The following is a 17,443-nucleotide window of genomic DNA, read 5'->3' as shown; positions in this document are numbered from 1 at the left end:
AAACGAAAATAGTCTTGTGTCTTGATACTTAAATCTTATGTCTTTTATCTTACTTCTATAATAAATTACTTTGCATATCTTTGCGCCATTAAATTCAACCGTAGATTAGTAGGTTGTAAGCAACCATAAAATAATTCAAGCAGAATGAAGCAAGCTGGAGATTTCAAAAGAACATTGGTAACCACTGCGTTACCTTATGCCAATGGGCCTGTTCATATTGGTCACTTAGCGGGTGTGTATGTACCGGCTGATATTTACGTGCGTTACCTGCGCCTTAAAAAGGAGGATGTGGTGTTGATTGGTGGCTCTGATGAGCATGGTGTACCCATTACCTTAAAGGCCAAAAATGAAGGCATTACGCCGCAGGATGTGGTGGATAAGTTTCATGGCATCATCAAAGATTCTTTTGAGAAATTCGGTATTTCATTCGATGTGTATTCACGCACTACCAGCAAAAAGCATTATGAAACAGCTTCAGAGTTCTTTCGCACACTTTACGATAAAGGGGAGTTTGTAGAGAAGGAATCGGAGCAGTACTACGATGAAGAAGCCAAACAGTTTTTGGCCGACCGTTATATCACGGGTACTTGTCCGCATTGTAAGAGCGAAGGTGCCTATGGTGACCAGTGCGAGAGCTGCGGTACATCATTAAATGCTACCGACCTGATTGATCCGCGTTCAGTTGTGTCAGGTAGCAAGCCGGTCATCAAAACAACTAAACACTGGTATTTACCATTAGATAAACACGAACCATTTTTGAAAGAATGGATTCTGGATGGCCATAAGGAGTGGAAATCCAATGTGTATGGACAGTGCAAGTCATGGATTGACCTGGGATTGCAGCCGCGTGCAGTGAGTCGCGATTTGGATTGGGGAGTGCCTGTACCTGTTGAAGGCGCTGATGGCAAAGTCCTGTATGTTTGGTTCGATGCGCCTATCGGGTATATTTCAGCCACCAAAGAGCTGACGCCTGAATGGGAAAAGTACTGGAAAGATGAAGACACACGCATGTTGCATTTCATTGGTAAGGATAATATCGTGTTCCACTGTATTGTATTCCCTTCCATGCTAAAAGCAGAAGGCAGTTACATCTTGCCTGAGAACGTTCCTGCGAATGAGTTCCTGAACCTTGAAGGCGATAAGATTTCGACCTCTCGTAACTGGGCCGTTTGGTTGCACGAATACCTGGTTGATTTTAAAGATAAGCAGGATGTGTTGCGTTATACGCTCACAGCCAATGCGCCCGAAACAAAGGATAACGATTTTACCTGGAAAGATTTTCAGGCACGTAACAATAACGAACTGGTTGCCATATTAGGTAACTTTGTGAACCGCGCCATAGTATTGACACATAAATATTATGATGGTGTTGTACCTGCGCAAGGCGAACTGACTGATTACGACAAGGAAACCCTGAACGAGATTCCTGTGCTGGTCAAAAAGGTAGAAGATGCGCTGGATAACTTCAAATTCCGCGAGGCAGTGAAGGAAGCGATTAACTTAGCCCGCTTAGGTAACAAATACCTGGCCGATACCGAGCCCTGGAAACTGATTAAGACAGATGCAGAGCACGTTAAGACAATTATGAACATCGCGCTTCAGATTACGGCTAACGTGGCGATCTTGATTGAACCATTCCTGCCATTTACTGCGAAGAAAATGCAAGGTATGTTGAACCTGGATGGTTTGACCTGGGCAGACTGTGGTAAAGTAGATTTTCTGGCTGAAGGTCATGCGGTAAATAAGCCTGAGTTGTTGTTTGAGAAAATTGAGGATGAGACGATTCAGGCTCAGTTGGATAAATTGACTCAAACAAAAGAAGATAACGAAGCGGCTAATAAAACAGCGACTCCGGCCAAAGAAAATATTGAGTTCGATGACTTTGTAAAGATGGATATCCGTGTAGGTACTATCATCGAAGCTGAGAAAGTGGCTAAAACAAAGAAATTGCTTCAATTGAAAGTGGATACTGGTATCGATCAGCGCACTGTTGTATCTGGTATTGCAGAGTTCTTTAAGCCCGAAGACATCATTGGTAAGCAAGTGAGTATTTTGGTTAACCTGGCGCCGCGTAAGATCCGCGGTATTGAATCACAGGGTATGATTCTGATGGCCGAAGATGCCAATGGCAAGTTAGAGTTTGTAGCGCCGGCCAATGCTGTAAAGCCTGGTTCGGAGGTAAGATAGAGATTATCTAAAAGCACTATAAATTAAAAGGTTCTGATTAGTCAGAACCTTTTTTTGTGTAATTTTTTGATAAAAAACAGCTATACTTGAAACAATTATTTTGTTATTTCGAATAAGCACACTGTATATTAATCAATTATAATCTAAACTATGAAAAAACTCACACTGCTATGCATGCTTGTGATGAGCATTGCTGTCTTTGCGTCTAAGCAACCTGACTGGAAACTGCCAATTGATGGTAAACCAGTGGCTATCTTCAAACACAACTTTACGGGTATTCCTGTTATTGAAACATCTCGTTATTATTATGGGGTGAACTATGTTGAACAATCAATACTATGGGCTGTTGAGAAACCCTATCAGGATGAAACGGTGAAAGCTTTAACTGATGCTACTGCTATGGTTGGGGCAACTGAAGCACAAGAGGACGAATCTGGTTTTGTTGAAATTCCGATGACGCCATTTGTTAATATTCACAATAAACTGGCCGATGTGGGAACCGGCAACATTCTGATTGGTAATCCTGGTGATGAATTTATTGCGATTATCGAGCACGATATCATTCCTGAATTATATAAAATTCTCATCAAAGTTAAATCAATTAATAATGCCAATGTGCTGTATTGTATTGATTTAGAGAAAAGGCAGGTAGACTGGAAACAGACGCTGTCAACAACTGAGGACAATAAAAACATTAGCAAGATGGTATCAGTAGCCATGCAATCTATGTTCAGCACTTTTGCGCCAAAGGTAACGGCCCAAAAAGAAATTGTTTATAAAAACGATAATGACCTGTTGCTAATTAATTCTTCAAATGGTGAAATCATCTGGAAGAATGAGTGCAAGCCAGGTACCTTCTTCTTAGACAATAAGCAGGAAACGCTTGTAGTTGTTAAGCAAGCTTCAACTGCTGGTAGTTTAACCGGGATGAGTGCTTCATCATTTGGTAAAACAATTTTTGCACTTGACCTGAAGAACGGGAAAGAGCTTTGGAAGAAGCCTGTAAAGCTGGATAATAAGTTTACCATGCACACGAATTTTGATGACAAGCATTTTGTATGTGCGCATAACAAGGGGATTAACATCTATAACTATCAGACAGGTGAAACTCTTTGGAAAAAAGATTATGAGACCAAACGCGTGCAGGAAATCAATATTAAACCTGAAGGTGTTGAGGTGTTTTATGGCAATGAAATCATGCTGGTAGATGCCGGAACAGGCAAAAAAGCATGGAAGAAGCCAATTAAGTTTGATGATGTACCAGAAGACGATGAAGGTGATATGATTAAGAAAGACTACCAGAAAGGTACTTTCATTATGGGCGCTTCATTTGTGGGCTTATTTAATAAAGAGACTGGTAAGAAAATCTGGAAGATGGGCGTTTCTGCAGAGGCCAAAGCAGCTTTTGATGAAAGAAATACCAAAGTGGCTATATTAGATGGTAAAAAATTCTACCTGTTCAATCCGAATACTGTTGAGAAAAAGCCGGAAAAGATTAAACTGGACATCGAAAAGCCTGAAGAAATTGTTGGGTTTGAAACATTCGATTCGGGTTACTTTATTACAGGTATGAATGAGTACATAATGCTGGATAAAAACTGCGGAGTAATGAGCGCTAACTATTTTAAGCCGTTAAAGACCGACCGTTTATTAAAGGCGGCATTGATGGCTACTTCTGTTGCTTCAGGTATTGGTGGTGCTGAATGGACTGCCACTGATTCGCAGGGGAATACAGCTTCAGGAGGTGTGTTCACCAGCCGCGAAAATGCCAAGCAGTTGCAACAAACTTCTCAAGCTACCTATGAGGCTTATTCGAAGTTACGTCAGCAAGCCAAACTACGAGGTGCATCACGCTCAGGTAAAGACTATGCATGTTTCCTGAAAGGTGAAAAAACAGATGCTGGTGATAAGATGTCCATCATTAAAGTAGATAAGAAGTCGGGTAAAGAGGTAGACGCCTTTAATTTTGGCGACAACCGCAAGGTGATTTTTGAGCTGGACAATACAGCCAATTACCTCTACTACTTCGATGAAACAAACGTGAATGTATACAATCTGAATTAAGATATTTGTATTGCGTCTAAAAAGCCCTGAGAGTTATTCTTAGGGCTTTTTTCATTTCCTTTCCGCACTTTTTACCGTAAATTGCAACACAAATTTTAGTTGATGCAACTCAACTAATCGACCTGGATTTTATATGTATTTAAAGTATATTCTAACGGGCATTGCCTTGTTAATTGGTGGCCTGTTGGCTGTTCAAGGCAGTATCAATTCGCAATTGGGAGGTTTATTGAAGAATCCGCTGCAGGCAGCTTTTGTTAACTTTTTTGTAGGAACAATTATTTTACTGGCGATAAATGTATTTGCCAAAACCGATCTGCCGGCAAAGGAAACTATTAAAGCCATCCCGTTATACTTGTTTATTGGCGGTGTTATGGGGGCGGTTTATGTGAGTTCAGCCATTATTCTTATCCCTAAAATTGGTGTGGCAACCATGTTGGGTGCTTCCATTGGTGGTCAAATGATTGTAGCCTCAATAATTGACCATTATGGTTTTTTCAACATTACGGTTCATGCCATCTCACCCGGACGAATTGCCGGAATTATTCTTTTAATTATTGGCGTGTTTTTAATTCAGCGGTTTTAGAATTAAAGAAATTTAGCGTTAATAACTGACTGATTAAGTATAAGTTGGAGCGATATGAGACCTATCGAAAGTATGAAGATACTTGCATATGTTATTGATAATCATGCTCTATAACACCATTAAAAACAGTTAAAAATTAGTTCTAATATCAACAAAAGGTTTATTTTTGCGCCTTGGAAAAAAACAAACAGTTACATTATGGCAGATAAAACAAAACAACTGTTATTTAGTGATTTTCCACCAGTTTCTACTCAAGAGTGGATGGATAAAATCACGGCAGATCTTAAAGGAGCAGACTTTGAGAAAAAGCTGGTATGGAGAACCAACGAAGGGTTCAATGTACAGCCTTTCTATCGTTCTGAAGACCTTGAATCAATTAACTACCTGGAAAGCCAACCTGGCGAATTCCCTTATGTAAGAGGTAATAACGCGAAAACCAACAAATGGTTTGTGCGTCAGGACATTTTGGTGAAAGATGTGAAAGCGGCTAATGAAAAAGCATTGACCGTTCTAACAAAAGGTGTTGACAGTATTGGTTTCGTAATTGAAGACAAAGCGCTTATTACTGAGGCTAACGTTGAGGCTTTATTGAAAAACATCATTTCTGACGATGTGGAAATTAACTTCAACGCTTGCTGTGGCAACAAGGAGTTAATTGAGGCAGTTGTGGCAGTTCTAAACAAGATGAACCGCACACATGCTGAAGTTAAAGGTTCAATCAACTTCGACCCGATTGGTGATTTAACCATCAATGGAAAAGCTTGTTGCGATATCGAGAAAGCTTTAGACCGTGTGAAAGAAGTGGCTGAGGTAGCTAAAAACTTCCCACAATTCAAAACGCTTGCAGTTAATGCTCGTCATTTTAACAACGCAGGTGCTTCTATCGTTCAGGAGTTGGCTTTCGGTTTAGCTATGGGTAACGAGTACCTGTCGCAGTTAACTGAGCGTGGACTTTCAATCAATGAAGCAGCAGCTAAGATGAAGTTCAACTTCGGTATTGGTGGTAACTACTTCATGGAAATCGCTAAGCTACGGGCAGGTCGTTTGTTATGGGCCAAGATCGTTGAAGCTTACAAGCCAACTGGTGTTGAAGTATGCAAAATGCATGTACACAGTGAAACTTCTGAGTGGAACAAGACTATCTTCGATCCAAACGTAAACATGCTTCGTACGCAAACTGAGGCCATGTCGGCTTCTATTGGTGGAACACAGTCCTTAACTGTAATTCCATTCGACGCGCTTTACAAAGAAACTACTGAGTTATCAGAGCGTGTAGCACGTAACCAGCAGTTACTGTTGAAAGAAGAATCTCACTTTGAGAAAATTGTTGACCCGTCAGCGGGTTCATATTATATCGAAAACCTGACAAACAGCATCGCTGAGCAAGCGTGGGCTTTGTTTGTTGAGGTGGAAGAAAAAGGTGGTTACCTGGCAGCTATGAAAGAAGGCTTTATTCAAGGCCTTGTGAAAGAAACTGCTGAAAAACGTCGTAAGGCGGTAGCTACTCGTCGCGAAAATCTATTGGGTACTAACCAGTTCCCTAACACAGGCGAAATCATCTCTGGTAACATTGATGCCAGCAAATTAGTTAAGTCATGCGCTTGTTGCGAAACAGGAAGCGATGTTGAGCCAATCACATTGTTCCGCGGTGCACAAGACTTCGAAGAGTTGCGTTTGGCTACCGAGAAAGCAGCTAAGCGTCCAAAAGTATTTATGTTGACTTACGGTAACTTAGCTATGCGTTTAGCGCGCTCACAGTTCTCTGGTAACTTCTTCGGATGTGCCGGTTACGAAATTCAGGATAACCTTGGTTTCAAAACTGTTGAAGAGGGTGTTGAAGCAGCCAAAGCAGCTAATGCTGATATCGTTGTACTTTGTAGCTCTGATGATGAGTACACAGAAGCAGCTCCAAAAGCATTCGAATTACTGGGTGATATACCTTTGGTAATTGCTGGTGCTCCTGCATGTGCTGATGAACTAAAAGCCAAAGGCATCACAAACTTTATCAATGTTCGTTCGAATGTGCTTGAAACATTGCAAGGCTTCAACAGTTTGCTAAATATTTAACAAAACACAGAGACGCCAAGACGCAGAGTATTATGAATGAGGAAGCTTATAATGAACTAACAAGTGCAGTAATTGGTGCAGCGATTGAGGTGCATAGGCAACTTGGCCCAGGTTTATTAGAAGCGGTTTACGAAGAATGCCTTATTTCCGAATTGAAAAACAAAGGTTTAAAAGTGGAAAACCAGGTAAAGCTTCCAATCATTTATAAAGGTAAAGAACTGAGTAAGCATTTTATTATTGATATAGTAGTGGAAGATAAGTTAATAGTGGAACTTAAAGCTGTTGAAGACATTCTTTCAGTTCATGAAGTTCAATTAGTGACTTATTTAAAGCTTTCAGGAATGAAACTCGGGTTATTAATCAATTTTAATGAGACCGTTTTAAAGAATGGGATTAGACGAAGAATTAATAGTTAAAACCTCAGCGCCTCAGTGTCTCAGCGTTAAATTTTAAAATTATGCGACCAAAATTTAATAACATAGATATCAAAAACAAGCCTTGCGGAACGACTGATGCTAAGGCTTGGGAACAAAAGCACGGGGTGAAGAAAGACTGGGTGACACCAGAGCAAATCCCTGTGAAACCAGTTTATAGTAAGGACGATTTAGAGGGCATGGAGCATTTGAACTATGCGGCCGGTTTACCTCCATATTTACGCGGACCTTACTCAATGATGTACGCTATGCGTCCTTGGACGGTTCGTCAGTATGCAGGTTTCTCTACTGCTGAAGAGTCAAACGCATTCTACCGTCGTAACCTGGCTGCTGGTCAGAAAGGTTTATCAGTAGCATTTGACTTGGCTACGCACCGTGGCTATGACTCAGATCATGAGCGTGTAGTAGGTGACGTTGGTAAAGCGGGTGTGGCGATTGACTCTATCCTGGATATGAACGTATTGTTCGATGGTATTCCATTGGATAAAATGTCTGTATCGATGACTATGAACGGTGCTGTATTGCCGGTAATGGCTTTCTACATCGTAGCTGGTTTAGAGCAAGGCGTTAAGTTGGAGGAGATGGCTGGTACTATCCAGAACGACATTTTGAAGGAGTTCATGGTGCGTAACACATACATCTACCCACCACAATTCTCGATGAAGGTAATTGCCGACATCTTTGAATATACATCACAGAACATGCCTAAGTTTAACTCAATCTCTATCTCAGGTTACCACATGCAAGAAGCAGGTGCTACCGCTGATATTGAGTTAGCATATACTTTGGCTGATGGTTTGGAGTACTTACGTGCCGGTGTTAATGCTGGTTTGGATATTGACGCGTTCGCGCCTCGTTTATCATTCTTCTGGGCTATCGGTATGAACCACTTTATGGAGATTGCCAAGATGCGTGCAGCGCGTATGTTGTGGGCTAAAATCGTGAAGCAGTTCAATCCTAAAAATCCTAAGTCGTTAGCGCTACGTACGCACTCACAAACTTCAGGATGGTCATTGACTGAGCAGGATCCTTTTAACAACGTTGGTCGTACTTGTATTGAGGCGATGGGCGCTGCCCTTGGTCACACTCAGTCGTTACACACTAACGCATTGGATGAGGCAATTGCATTACCAACAGACTTCTCTGCTCGTATTGCTCGTAATACGCAGATTTTCATTCAGGATGAAACGCAAATCTGTAAGGCGATTGACCCATGGGCCGGTTCTTATTACGTAGAGTCGTTGACTAATGAGTTGGTAGACAAAGCCTGGGCTCACATCCAGGAAATTGAGTCATTAGGTGGTATGGCTAAAGCGATTGAGTCTGGTATTCCTAAGATGCGTATCGAAGAGGCTGCTGCCCGCACACAGGCTAAAATCGATGCGAAGACACAAACCATTGTGGGTACTAACAAGTACCGTTTGGAGAAAGAAGATCCAATCGATATTTTGGATATCGATAACGCTGAAGTTCGTAAGTCACAGATTGAGCGCTTAGCTAAGCTACGTGCTAACCGTAACGAAGAAGAAGTACAGGCTGCTTTAGCTGCTATTACTAAAGCGGTTGAAACTGGCGAAGGTAACTTGTTGGCCTTAGCTGTTGATGCAGCACAGAAGCGTGCTTCGTTAGGTGAGATTTCTGATGCTTGCGAAAAAATCGTAGGTAGATATAACGCAGTAATCAGATCAATTTCAGGAGTGTACAGCGCAGAAGCAGCAGACGATAAAGAGTTTGCAAAAGCACAGTCATTAGCAAAACAATTTGCTGAGAAAGAAGGTCGTCAGCCACGTATCATGATCGCTAAAATGGGTCAGGATGGTCACGACCGCGGAGCTAAAGTGGTAGCAACCGGTTATGCTGATATCGGTTTCGACGTGGATATGGGACCATTGTTCCAGACTCCAGCCGAAGCGGCTAAGCAAGCTGTTGAAAATGACGTTCACGTAGTGGGTGTGTCTTCATTAGCTGCTGGTCACAAGACCTTAGTTCCTCAAATAATTGAAGAGCTTAAGAAGTTGGGTCGTGAGGATATCCTAGTAATCTGTGGTGGTGTAATTCCAGCTCAGGATTACCAATTCCTTTACGATGCAGGTGCTGTGGCCATCTTCGGTCCTGGTACTTCAGTTGCTAAAGCAGGTTCTGACATCCTGAACATGCTGATTGAGCAGCATGCTGAGTAATTTGTAAATAGTGCGCAGTGCATTGAGCACCGTGCAATAGATATAAGAAAGCCACCTCGTTTTTGGGGTGGCTTTTCTTGTATTTATTGCCAGGTTATATTGAAATATTTTGTCTCTTTCAGATGCTTCTAAACAGTTGAACCATAGTATTTACTTATACTTCAATGTTAATTTTTCTTTCCTTTCGTAACTATTCCAGTAGATGCCAGTAGAACAGCCTATAACCTGAAAGAGTTAGTTGGAATAGGGGAGCGTTTATCCTTAGGGAAAGGATAAATGTTAAGCCGGTTAGCTCTATAAAAATCGTATAAATGAAAAAATTAGCGTTGGGAATGATGCTGGGACTATTCTGTCTTTCAGCTACGGCACAGAGGATTGATGAATTTAAAGCCGAAACATCTTATTTAACTTATCCACGAATCCCGGTAAAAGATATCGACTGGAATCAGATTAAGGCTGAAGTGGCTCACACAGACATCTCATTGGGTGATAAAACCGTGCACAAAGGGGCCAATCTTTGTAAGGCCAAAGGGGCGAGCATTAAAGATGCCAAAGTCATTGAGAATTATTACTACGAGGTAAAGCACCAAACCCCATCAGGTATTTTGCGCATTACAGACAATACCGGTATGGTGTTGTTTAGCAAAAGAACTTCGGAAGCCGGTAATTCAAGCACCATGTTTGGTAAAGACGATTGTTATTTTCTGGAAGCCATACTGGTAGATGTATGGAAAAAGCAGGCAGATACTTACAAAGAAATAGTGGCGGAGGATGAGTTTGCTAATGTGCAGGCCAAGGCGCAGGATTTTGTTGATAAGGCCGTGATGTTTCGCTATGTTGATGAAGAAGTAGAGGTATTCTATCCTAAAACCAGTAAAGAGCATAATTACGATGCCTTACAAGCGGTAGCCCAAGAGGCTGCTGAGGCTTATAAGCTGATAAATGCCGATTATCAGCATGCTGAGGCGAAAGCTAAACTGGAGACGGCCATTGCTGCCTGGGAAAAGGAATTGGAGCAGACGGATCTGAATGATCGTAAATCACGCATCAATAAAAAAGTGGCGGCTACTTTACGGGCCAATATGGCTTTAGCCTATGCTTATCTTCAACAGTATAACGATGCCATTGTGCAGGTTAATAAGGCACTGAATATGTATTCGGGCATGTCCAATAATCGCACCATGAAATGGGAAGTACTGCGCGATCGTTGCAATGAGCAAAATGGATACTACCTTTTAAATAAAGATACTAAAGTGGATTTGTCAGCGCGTCAGGTGGAAGTGACCAACCGCGGAATGGCAGCTTATGAAGAATTTAAAAACGACTATAGTGCCTATGCGTCAAAGCAGCAAATGAACGAATACGCTGCAGCGAAAGATGCGCACGATAAAGCGGTTGAATCGGGAGAATTAAACCCATATGAGTCCATGGTAACCCATACATCAACACAGGGCTATATGCTGATGTATATGTCATTTAACAAGCTGGGCGAGTTTCCGGTAGAGGTGTGCGAGCTGACCCAGTTAAACCAAATTTACTTTAAGAACCAGGACATTGAGAGTATTCCAATTGAAATTGGCCAGTTGGTTAATCTGAAGCGTCTGGATCTGTCAAAGAATCGTATTAAGCTCATCCCCGATGAAATTGGTGCCTGTAAGGAATTGAAGACAATTATTCTGAAAGGAAATCCACTTCCTCAAAGTGAGTTGGATAAATTGACGAAGCTATTGCCTGACTGTAAAGTAAAAATGTAATTCAATCCATACGTCATTTTGAAGCCATCTCATTTTAGGGGTGGCTTTTTATTTTTTACCGCAGAGTCGATAGAGAAGGCAATTGAGAGGGTAGAGACTATCCTACATTTCCCGATACGACCTAATAAAAGCGTATCGGCTTACTCAATCCTTTGTGTCAAATAGTGTTCTCGTTTTTTTAAAATACACCTGAATACCCGCCGAAATAAGGTGGTAACTGTTGCTAAACAGCTTGGTGTCGATATCGGCTTCGAGCATAAAGGTCATGTTCTCTTTGATCCATATTTCCAGGTTGATGGGAATCCATACCGGCACGCGGGTAGTGTTGGCAAATACAATATCGGCATCCAGGCCGGTGGCCAGGCGCGCCCCTTTACCCACATTAAACGATAGCAAACCCGTGAGGTCGAGAGCCACATCATTAAAGGAATGGATACCGGCTGCAAACGAAAAGTTTTTGCTTTTGCTGAACTGCACATCCATACCAACAAAATTGCTGTTGCCAAATACGCCCAGCTTCATGCCTAAATCAACGCCCTGGGCAATGCCATAGCCGCCGTTCATAAACAGCATCAGCTGATCATTGCCATTATTCACCAGTAGGGTGGGCATCATGCCAAAGTTTCCTTTGCCTTTACCCAGCATCTGCGGTGAGCCAAATACCTGTGCCTTAGTGACCCATGCCGTGCCAATAAGCAGGGCTATTAATATTAGTTTCTTCATCCGTCCAAAATTGTTTTCGCGCTGCAAAGGTAATGGATGGTTGTCTACCCAATACCTAATAATCCTTAACTTTTATCAAATGGCAAAGTAGCTTCTGGTCGTTATGACAGCTTTTCTTCATTTTGTTGTCCGGAACTGTAACCTTGGCTTCCTTTTTGTAAGGCAAAGCCTTCAATCTGTTTATTTCAGAAGGGAATATTGTGTTAGAGTAATTGGTACAGGACTAGTGCAATGCTTATTTGTGCCAAGAAAGGAAGCGTTATGACCATCAGTAAAGATTCAAAATATTTTATACCAGCCATCACCATATTACTGGCTATGCTAACGGCTATGTCGCCGCTGGCCATCGATACCTACCTGTCATCCATGCCTATTATGGCCGATTATTTTGGGGTGACCATTAACCTGGTTGAGATAACTTTAACGGTCTATTTTCTGGGGTTTGCTATGGGTAATTTCTTTGGCGGACCATTGTCCGATGCCTTTGGCAGAAAAACCCTGGCCATGACAGGCATTACGCTATACATCTTGTCGGCACTCAGCATTCCGTTTTGTCGCACCATAGAGCAGGTATGGGTCTTACGTGCTGTTCAGGCTTTTGGTGGTGGTTTTTCGTCGGTAACGGCCATGGTGTTTGTACGCGACTGGTTTAAAGGAGCCAAGGTCGCCCGGCTGGCCACCATGGTGGGCATGGTCATGATGTTTGCACCATTGGTGTCGCCCATCATTGGCACCGCATTGGGGCAATTAATCGGGTGGCAGTCCATCTTCTGGTTCCTGGCGGCCTATGGTTTGGTCTTATGGGTATTGTTTTATACGTTTATGCCCGAGTCGAGAGAGGCGCACCTGATTACCCGGCGTATTACCCCCGGGCAATTTTTCAGCAAATACAAGCTATTCTTTCAGTCGAAGCCAGCTGTGCTACTGCTATTGGCAACTGCCTTTTCTATGAGTGGCATGTTTGTATTCATCACCAGTTCATCGTTTATCTACCTCGAATATTTCGGCATGAAACCCGAGGTGTTTCCGATTTTATTTGCCGCCAATGTATTGCTCAACGTGGTACTGTCCTTACTTAATAACCGACTGCTAAAAAAATACTCACCCCAGCTGCTTCTAAAAACAGGTTTGTTTGCCGGATTGGTAGCGGCTACCCTTATATTTATCTTCACCGTTGATGGTGAAGCACATTTCATTCCGGTATTTGCCGGCGTGGTGTTTTATATTGGCAGTCTGGGCATGGTGTTTGGCAATGCCACCGCTACCATTCTGAACCTCTTACCAAAAATTAGTGGTGCGGCCAATGCCATGATTGGCGTTACCCGTTTTGTTGTCAGTTTTTTAATAGGTTCTCTAACTGCTGTATTTTATACAGGCAACCTGCTACCATTGGGTATCAGTATGTTTGTGTGTGCGGTATTGGCCAATGGCTTCTATTGGTTATATAAAAGGAGTGAACGCAACCTAATATGTCCCTAAGCTAATTTAGCTATGTGCATTTATGATCAGGCACTTATCAATTAATATATAGGTGTATGAAGAAGTATGCTTAATTCAATCTAAATTACAATTATATCCAGAATCTTTTCTCTAATAGTCATCATACCAATCAAATAGACTTATTTCCTGAGCTTCGAATCTGATTGTTTACCCAATTCATTTTCAGATTATTATAATAATTGACTATATTTCATTTGACTTTTAATTACACCTAATACCGTTGCTCGAATGAAAAGAGTTGCTTTGCTGGATTGTACCTTCTTAGGTACAGTACTTCTGGCTCTGTTTGATTGTGGGTACAACATAATTCAAACAGGCATCGAAGATTTAAACAGGACGAGGTCCGGCCTGTTACCTGCCTCTCATTTGCTTTCCTCTGTTTTTATTGGGATTATCGTTAATTGCCCAATGGCCATTTTGCTCCGACCGAGAAGGTGTACCACTGCATTACCATTACAATCCAAACATACATGAAGAATTTACTTACTCTTGCCTTTACAATTTTTATTGGGCTTTCCACAATGGCCCAGGATGTTGTTCCACAAAACACTATTGAGAAAGACTTACCGGTAAGCGAACCGTTTTTAAGTGGTCTACTGGTCGATAACCAAACCACCTTTATACCTGTTAAGAAGACTTTCGAATTTATGATTCAACATAAGTTTGGAAATATGGATAATGGCATAAAGGATGTTTTCGGGATATATGCGCCGGGTGCTTTCATCAGAACCGGGGTCAACTATGTACCACTTAAGAATATGCAGGTTGGTTATGGCTTGCATTTAGTGAGGATGTACAGTGATTTTTCGCTCAAATATACTTTGCTGGAGCAAACCCGTAAAAACAGGATTCCGGTGGCTGTAGGCTTTTATGGCAATATGGCTATTGATGGCCGCGAAAAGGAGGTGTTCGGTACGGATTATGCCTTCTCTGATCGCTTATCTTATTTTGCCCAACTTATTGTTGGGCGTAAGTTTGGTGAGGTGGCCAGTATTCAGGCCAATACCAGTTTTTCGCATTTTAATGCAACAGAGCCGGGCATGGATCATGACAAAATAGCCGTTGGATTGAATGGCCGCATCACCGTTAACTATAAGCATGCCATATTATTTCAGTGCGATGTGCCACTGGAACTGAATTCAATTACCGAGCACCGTGAGTTTACCAGTACGCCCTATGCAAATATTGGCCTGGGTTGGGAAATAAGAACCAGTGCACACGTATTTCAGCTGTATATTTCATCATCCGACGGATTTTTGCCACAGCACAATATGCTGTTTAATCGCAACGATTTCAGGGAGGGCGAAATCAGGTTTGGATTTACTATTACACGTTTATACAACTTCTTTTAATACTAAATAATCATAACTACTATGAAAAAACATCTGTTTAAACTCGCGGTTATAGCGCTTTGGGCTATCATCCACATCTCGTTTACGACTAAAACGACCAAGCAGGAGCACACTAAGAAAGAAGTGCCTGCCGAATATCAAAACAAAGAAAATCCATACAAGGATGATGCCTCATTGAAAATGATTGGTCTTCGCAATTTTAATCGTCATTGTGTATCATGCCATGGCAAAAAAGGCAAAGGCGATGGCGTAATGTCTAAGAATATGAAAACACCTCCGGGCGACTTGTCAGCCAAATACATGGAAGAATATACCGATGGAGAACTTTACTATTTGTCATTTGTGGGCATTGCCGACCGGCCAGATTTTATGAAACTGATTCCGGAGGAAGAAGCCAAATGGGCCGTTGTAAACTATGTGAGAGCACTCCAAGACCAATAAACAGACAATTGGGCAAGCAAAGCTGATTCGAGACATCAAATGCAGTATCTAATGAGGGAATTACCGCAGAAGGCAGGAAGTTTTGCTAATAGCTGCATGCAGCTAATGAAAATTACTTAATCGGGATAAGCAATTTTTATAAAACTTAAATGATTAATTAAACACTTTTAACCACAAGCCCATGTCATTAAAAAGAAAATTACTTTTACTCGTTATACTTCCGGTTCTATCATGCGGGGTTATTGCCTTGCTGGTATCATCCATGCGCATTTATTCACAAGGAATTGATGACCTTGAAAACAAGAGCAATTCCATACTTGATTTGTATACCATGCATTTCTTACGATACCATACCGATGGGAGTATGTCGGAAGATAATGCCGATGAAACAGAAGACCTATTGGAAGGCTCGTATAAATTCAGGATTGTATCACAGGAAGCCTTAAATAAGAACCACCAGGCAACTGCGGAAGAAGTTGCATATGAAAACACATTGAAGGAAAACAATCTTCAGTCGCTAAAGGTATTTGATGACCAAACCAGTGAGCTGCGGATTATTCGGCCAGTGTATTACAGTGAGGAACTCAACTGCGCCTTTTGTCATAATCAGGGGCAGAGTCAAACAGCCATGCATGCTGGCGATATCAGAGGCCTGTTTATTGTATCTACCAGCACCGAACCGGTTTACAAAAGTGTCAAATCATCGGTATTACAGATATCGGCTTTTACGCTCTGCATTATTGTGATTGCCATTTTAATTAGTTTTATCATTATCCGGCGCATTAACAATTCATTTAAAGGCATTCTGCTCACCAGTAAACGCATTGCCAATGGCGACCTGACTGTTGATATTGATGCACAAAGCAATGATGAACTTGGAGAAATAGGCAAGAGTCTTCACCAGATGATTGAGAGCATACGCAAAATAGTAACCTCAATCACCACAGGTGCCAACAATATTGCCGTGGCAAGCGAAGAGTTGAGTATTAGTTCCACCCGGGTTTCGGAGGCCGCCACTCAGCAGGCCAGCTCGTTGGAGGAAGTTTCGGCCTCCATGGAAGAAATGCTTGCTTCCATTCAACAAAACACGGCCAATTCTGATCAGACACGCACAAAGGCAGCCAAAGCTGCCCAATCCATGGTCAACGTTAGTAACTCAACCGATAAGAGCCTGAATGCCATACAGGGTATTTCCTCTAAAATTGGTATTATCAATGATATTGCTAACCAAACCAACATACTGGCGCTGAATGCAGCTGTGGAATCAGCTCGTGCGGGGTCTGCAGGTCGTGGCTTTGCAGTAGTGGCCAACGAGGTTAAAAACCTGGCCGAACTAAGCAAAAGTGCAGCCGAAGAGATTGTGAAGCTATCTGGCTCAAGCGTCGAGGTCTCGGAGGAAGCAGTGCGCCTGGTTTCAGAGACAATACCCGAGATTGAGCGGACGGCTGAACTGATGCACGAGGTTTACACGGCAAGCAATGAACAAAATGTAGGTTCTGAGCAGATTAACGCAGTATTGTCGGAACTTAACCGCTCAACGCAAGTAAATGCTGAAACAGCCGAAGAATTAACCAGCAATGCTGAAGAGCTGAAGATGCAGGCACAAGAGTTTAAGCAGTTGGTGGCATTTTTTAAGTTGGCTAAGCAACAGGGCTAATACGCCATAACATACTATTGTATAAGATATTTTTAAGGCCACCCCAAAGCGGGGTGGCTTTCTTTTAATAGCAGATGGATACGTATATGTGATCGAGTATTTCTTAGTGCTGATGCATCAGCTCACACGTTCGTAAATTATGCTTTGAGTTAAAGCAAATTTCTTGTTTGCGAATAGAATATATCACTCAAGAGCACTGTAATTAATGATAGCATATTAATTAACTATTAAGATTAAAAAAATGTCAACCGACCATTTGGTCTAATGTAAAGAATTACATTACTTTGTTACCGCCGAAGGGAAAGCTACTTATAAGTGTTTTTGCTAAGAATAACCTGACCCAAACAGTGGTTTATTCAAGTGCTTGAGCATTTTTTATGTAGATTATGAGATAAAGAATAGTGAACCTACATCTATAATTTAAACGCAATGAATAAACCAGTCTATTGGATTTCTTGTGCACTCTTTATTCTTAGTTGCTTCGCCTGTGATAAGGACGAG

The 17,443-nt window shown here is 41.8% G+C and carries 12 protein-coding genes; 11 read left to right on the top strand and 1 reads right to left on the bottom strand.

The genetic code is table 11. The features are described 5' to 3' along the window. The first annotated feature begins 144 nt into the window (after positions 1-144). From metG to KEM09_RS19850, 7 genes are all read left to right on the top strand, one after another. Positions 145-2,187 (top strand): methionine--tRNA ligase, encoded by a 2,043-nt coding sequence (metG, locus tag KEM09_RS19880; RefSeq protein ID WP_212231196.1) that lies wholly within the window; start codon positions 145-147, stop codon positions 2,185-2,187. Positions 2,188-2,337: 150 nt separating this feature from the next. Next, positions 2,338-4,251: an outer membrane protein assembly factor BamB family protein gene (locus KEM09_RS19875; RefSeq protein WP_212231188.1), complete on the top strand. Its 1,914-nt coding sequence runs from the start codon at positions 2,338-2,340 to the stop codon at positions 4,249-4,251. A gap of 133 nt (positions 4,252-4,384) precedes the next feature. After that, positions 4,385-4,834 (top strand): DMT family transporter, encoded by a 450-nt coding sequence (locus tag KEM09_RS19870; protein WP_212231186.1) that lies wholly within the window; start codon positions 4,385-4,387, stop codon positions 4,832-4,834. 198 nt (positions 4,835-5,032) lie between these two features. Further along, on the top strand, positions 5,033-6,901 hold the full coding sequence (gene mutA / locus KEM09_RS19865; protein WP_212231184.1) for a methylmalonyl-CoA mutase small subunit: 1,869 nt from the start codon (positions 5,033-5,035) through the stop codon (positions 6,899-6,901). 32 nt (positions 6,902-6,933) lie between these two features. Beyond that, complete coding sequence (locus tag KEM09_RS19860) at positions 6,934-7,317, top strand: GxxExxY protein (RefSeq protein ID WP_212231182.1); 384 nt, start codon at positions 6,934-6,936, stop codon at positions 7,315-7,317. A gap of 41 nt (positions 7,318-7,358) precedes the next feature. Continuing rightward, on the top strand, positions 7,359-9,515 hold the full coding sequence (gene scpA / locus KEM09_RS19855; protein ID WP_212231180.1) for a methylmalonyl-CoA mutase: 2,157 nt from the start codon (positions 7,359-7,361) through the stop codon (positions 9,513-9,515). Positions 9,516-9,826: 311 nt separating this feature from the next. Continuing rightward, positions 9,827-11,269, top strand: a complete 1,443-nt coding sequence (locus tag KEM09_RS19850) for a leucine-rich repeat domain-containing protein (protein ID WP_212231179.1) — start codon at positions 9,827-9,829, stop codon at positions 11,267-11,269. A 144-nt stretch (positions 11,270-11,413) separates the two neighbouring features. Here KEM09_RS19850 and KEM09_RS19845 read toward each other — a convergent pair whose 3' ends face one another. After that, positions 11,414-11,992, bottom strand: a complete 579-nt coding sequence (locus KEM09_RS19845) for a hypothetical protein (RefSeq protein WP_212231177.1) — start codon at positions 11,990-11,992, stop codon at positions 11,414-11,416. A gap of 261 nt (positions 11,993-12,253) precedes the next feature. Here KEM09_RS19845 and KEM09_RS19840 point away from each other — a divergent pair, with 261 nt between their 5' ends. The 4 genes from KEM09_RS19840 to KEM09_RS19825 all read left to right on the top strand — a co-directional run bounded on the left by KEM09_RS19840 (position 12,254) and on the right by KEM09_RS19825 (position 16,942). Continuing rightward, positions 12,254-13,471: a multidrug effflux MFS transporter gene (locus tag KEM09_RS19840; RefSeq protein WP_212231175.1), complete on the top strand. Its 1,218-nt coding sequence runs from the start codon at positions 12,254-12,256 to the stop codon at positions 13,469-13,471. Positions 13,472-13,962: 491 nt separating this feature from the next. Further along, a complete protein-coding gene (locus KEM09_RS19835) occupies positions 13,963-14,844 on the top strand; it encodes a DUF5777 family beta-barrel protein (RefSeq protein ID WP_212231173.1) in 882 nt (293 codons plus the stop codon). Between the two features lie 21 nt (positions 14,845-14,865). Then, complete coding sequence (locus KEM09_RS19830) at positions 14,866-15,285, top strand: c-type cytochrome (protein WP_212231171.1); 420 nt, start codon at positions 14,866-14,868, stop codon at positions 15,283-15,285. 181 nt (positions 15,286-15,466) lie between these two features. Then, positions 15,467-16,942, top strand: coding sequence for a methyl-accepting chemotaxis protein (locus KEM09_RS19825; protein WP_212231169.1), 1,476 nt, complete (start codon positions 15,467-15,469; stop codon positions 16,940-16,942). Positions 16,943-17,443 lie beyond the last annotated feature (501 nt).

Origin of the sequence: Carboxylicivirga mesophila, from assembly GCF_018271975.1 — a bacterium.
GTDB lineage: Bacteria > Bacteroidota > Bacteroidia > Bacteroidales > Marinilabiliaceae > Carboxylicivirga > Carboxylicivirga mesophila.
The sequence above is the reverse complement of the archived record's forward strand: the minus strand, read 5'-3'. Positions and strand labels throughout refer to the sequence as shown.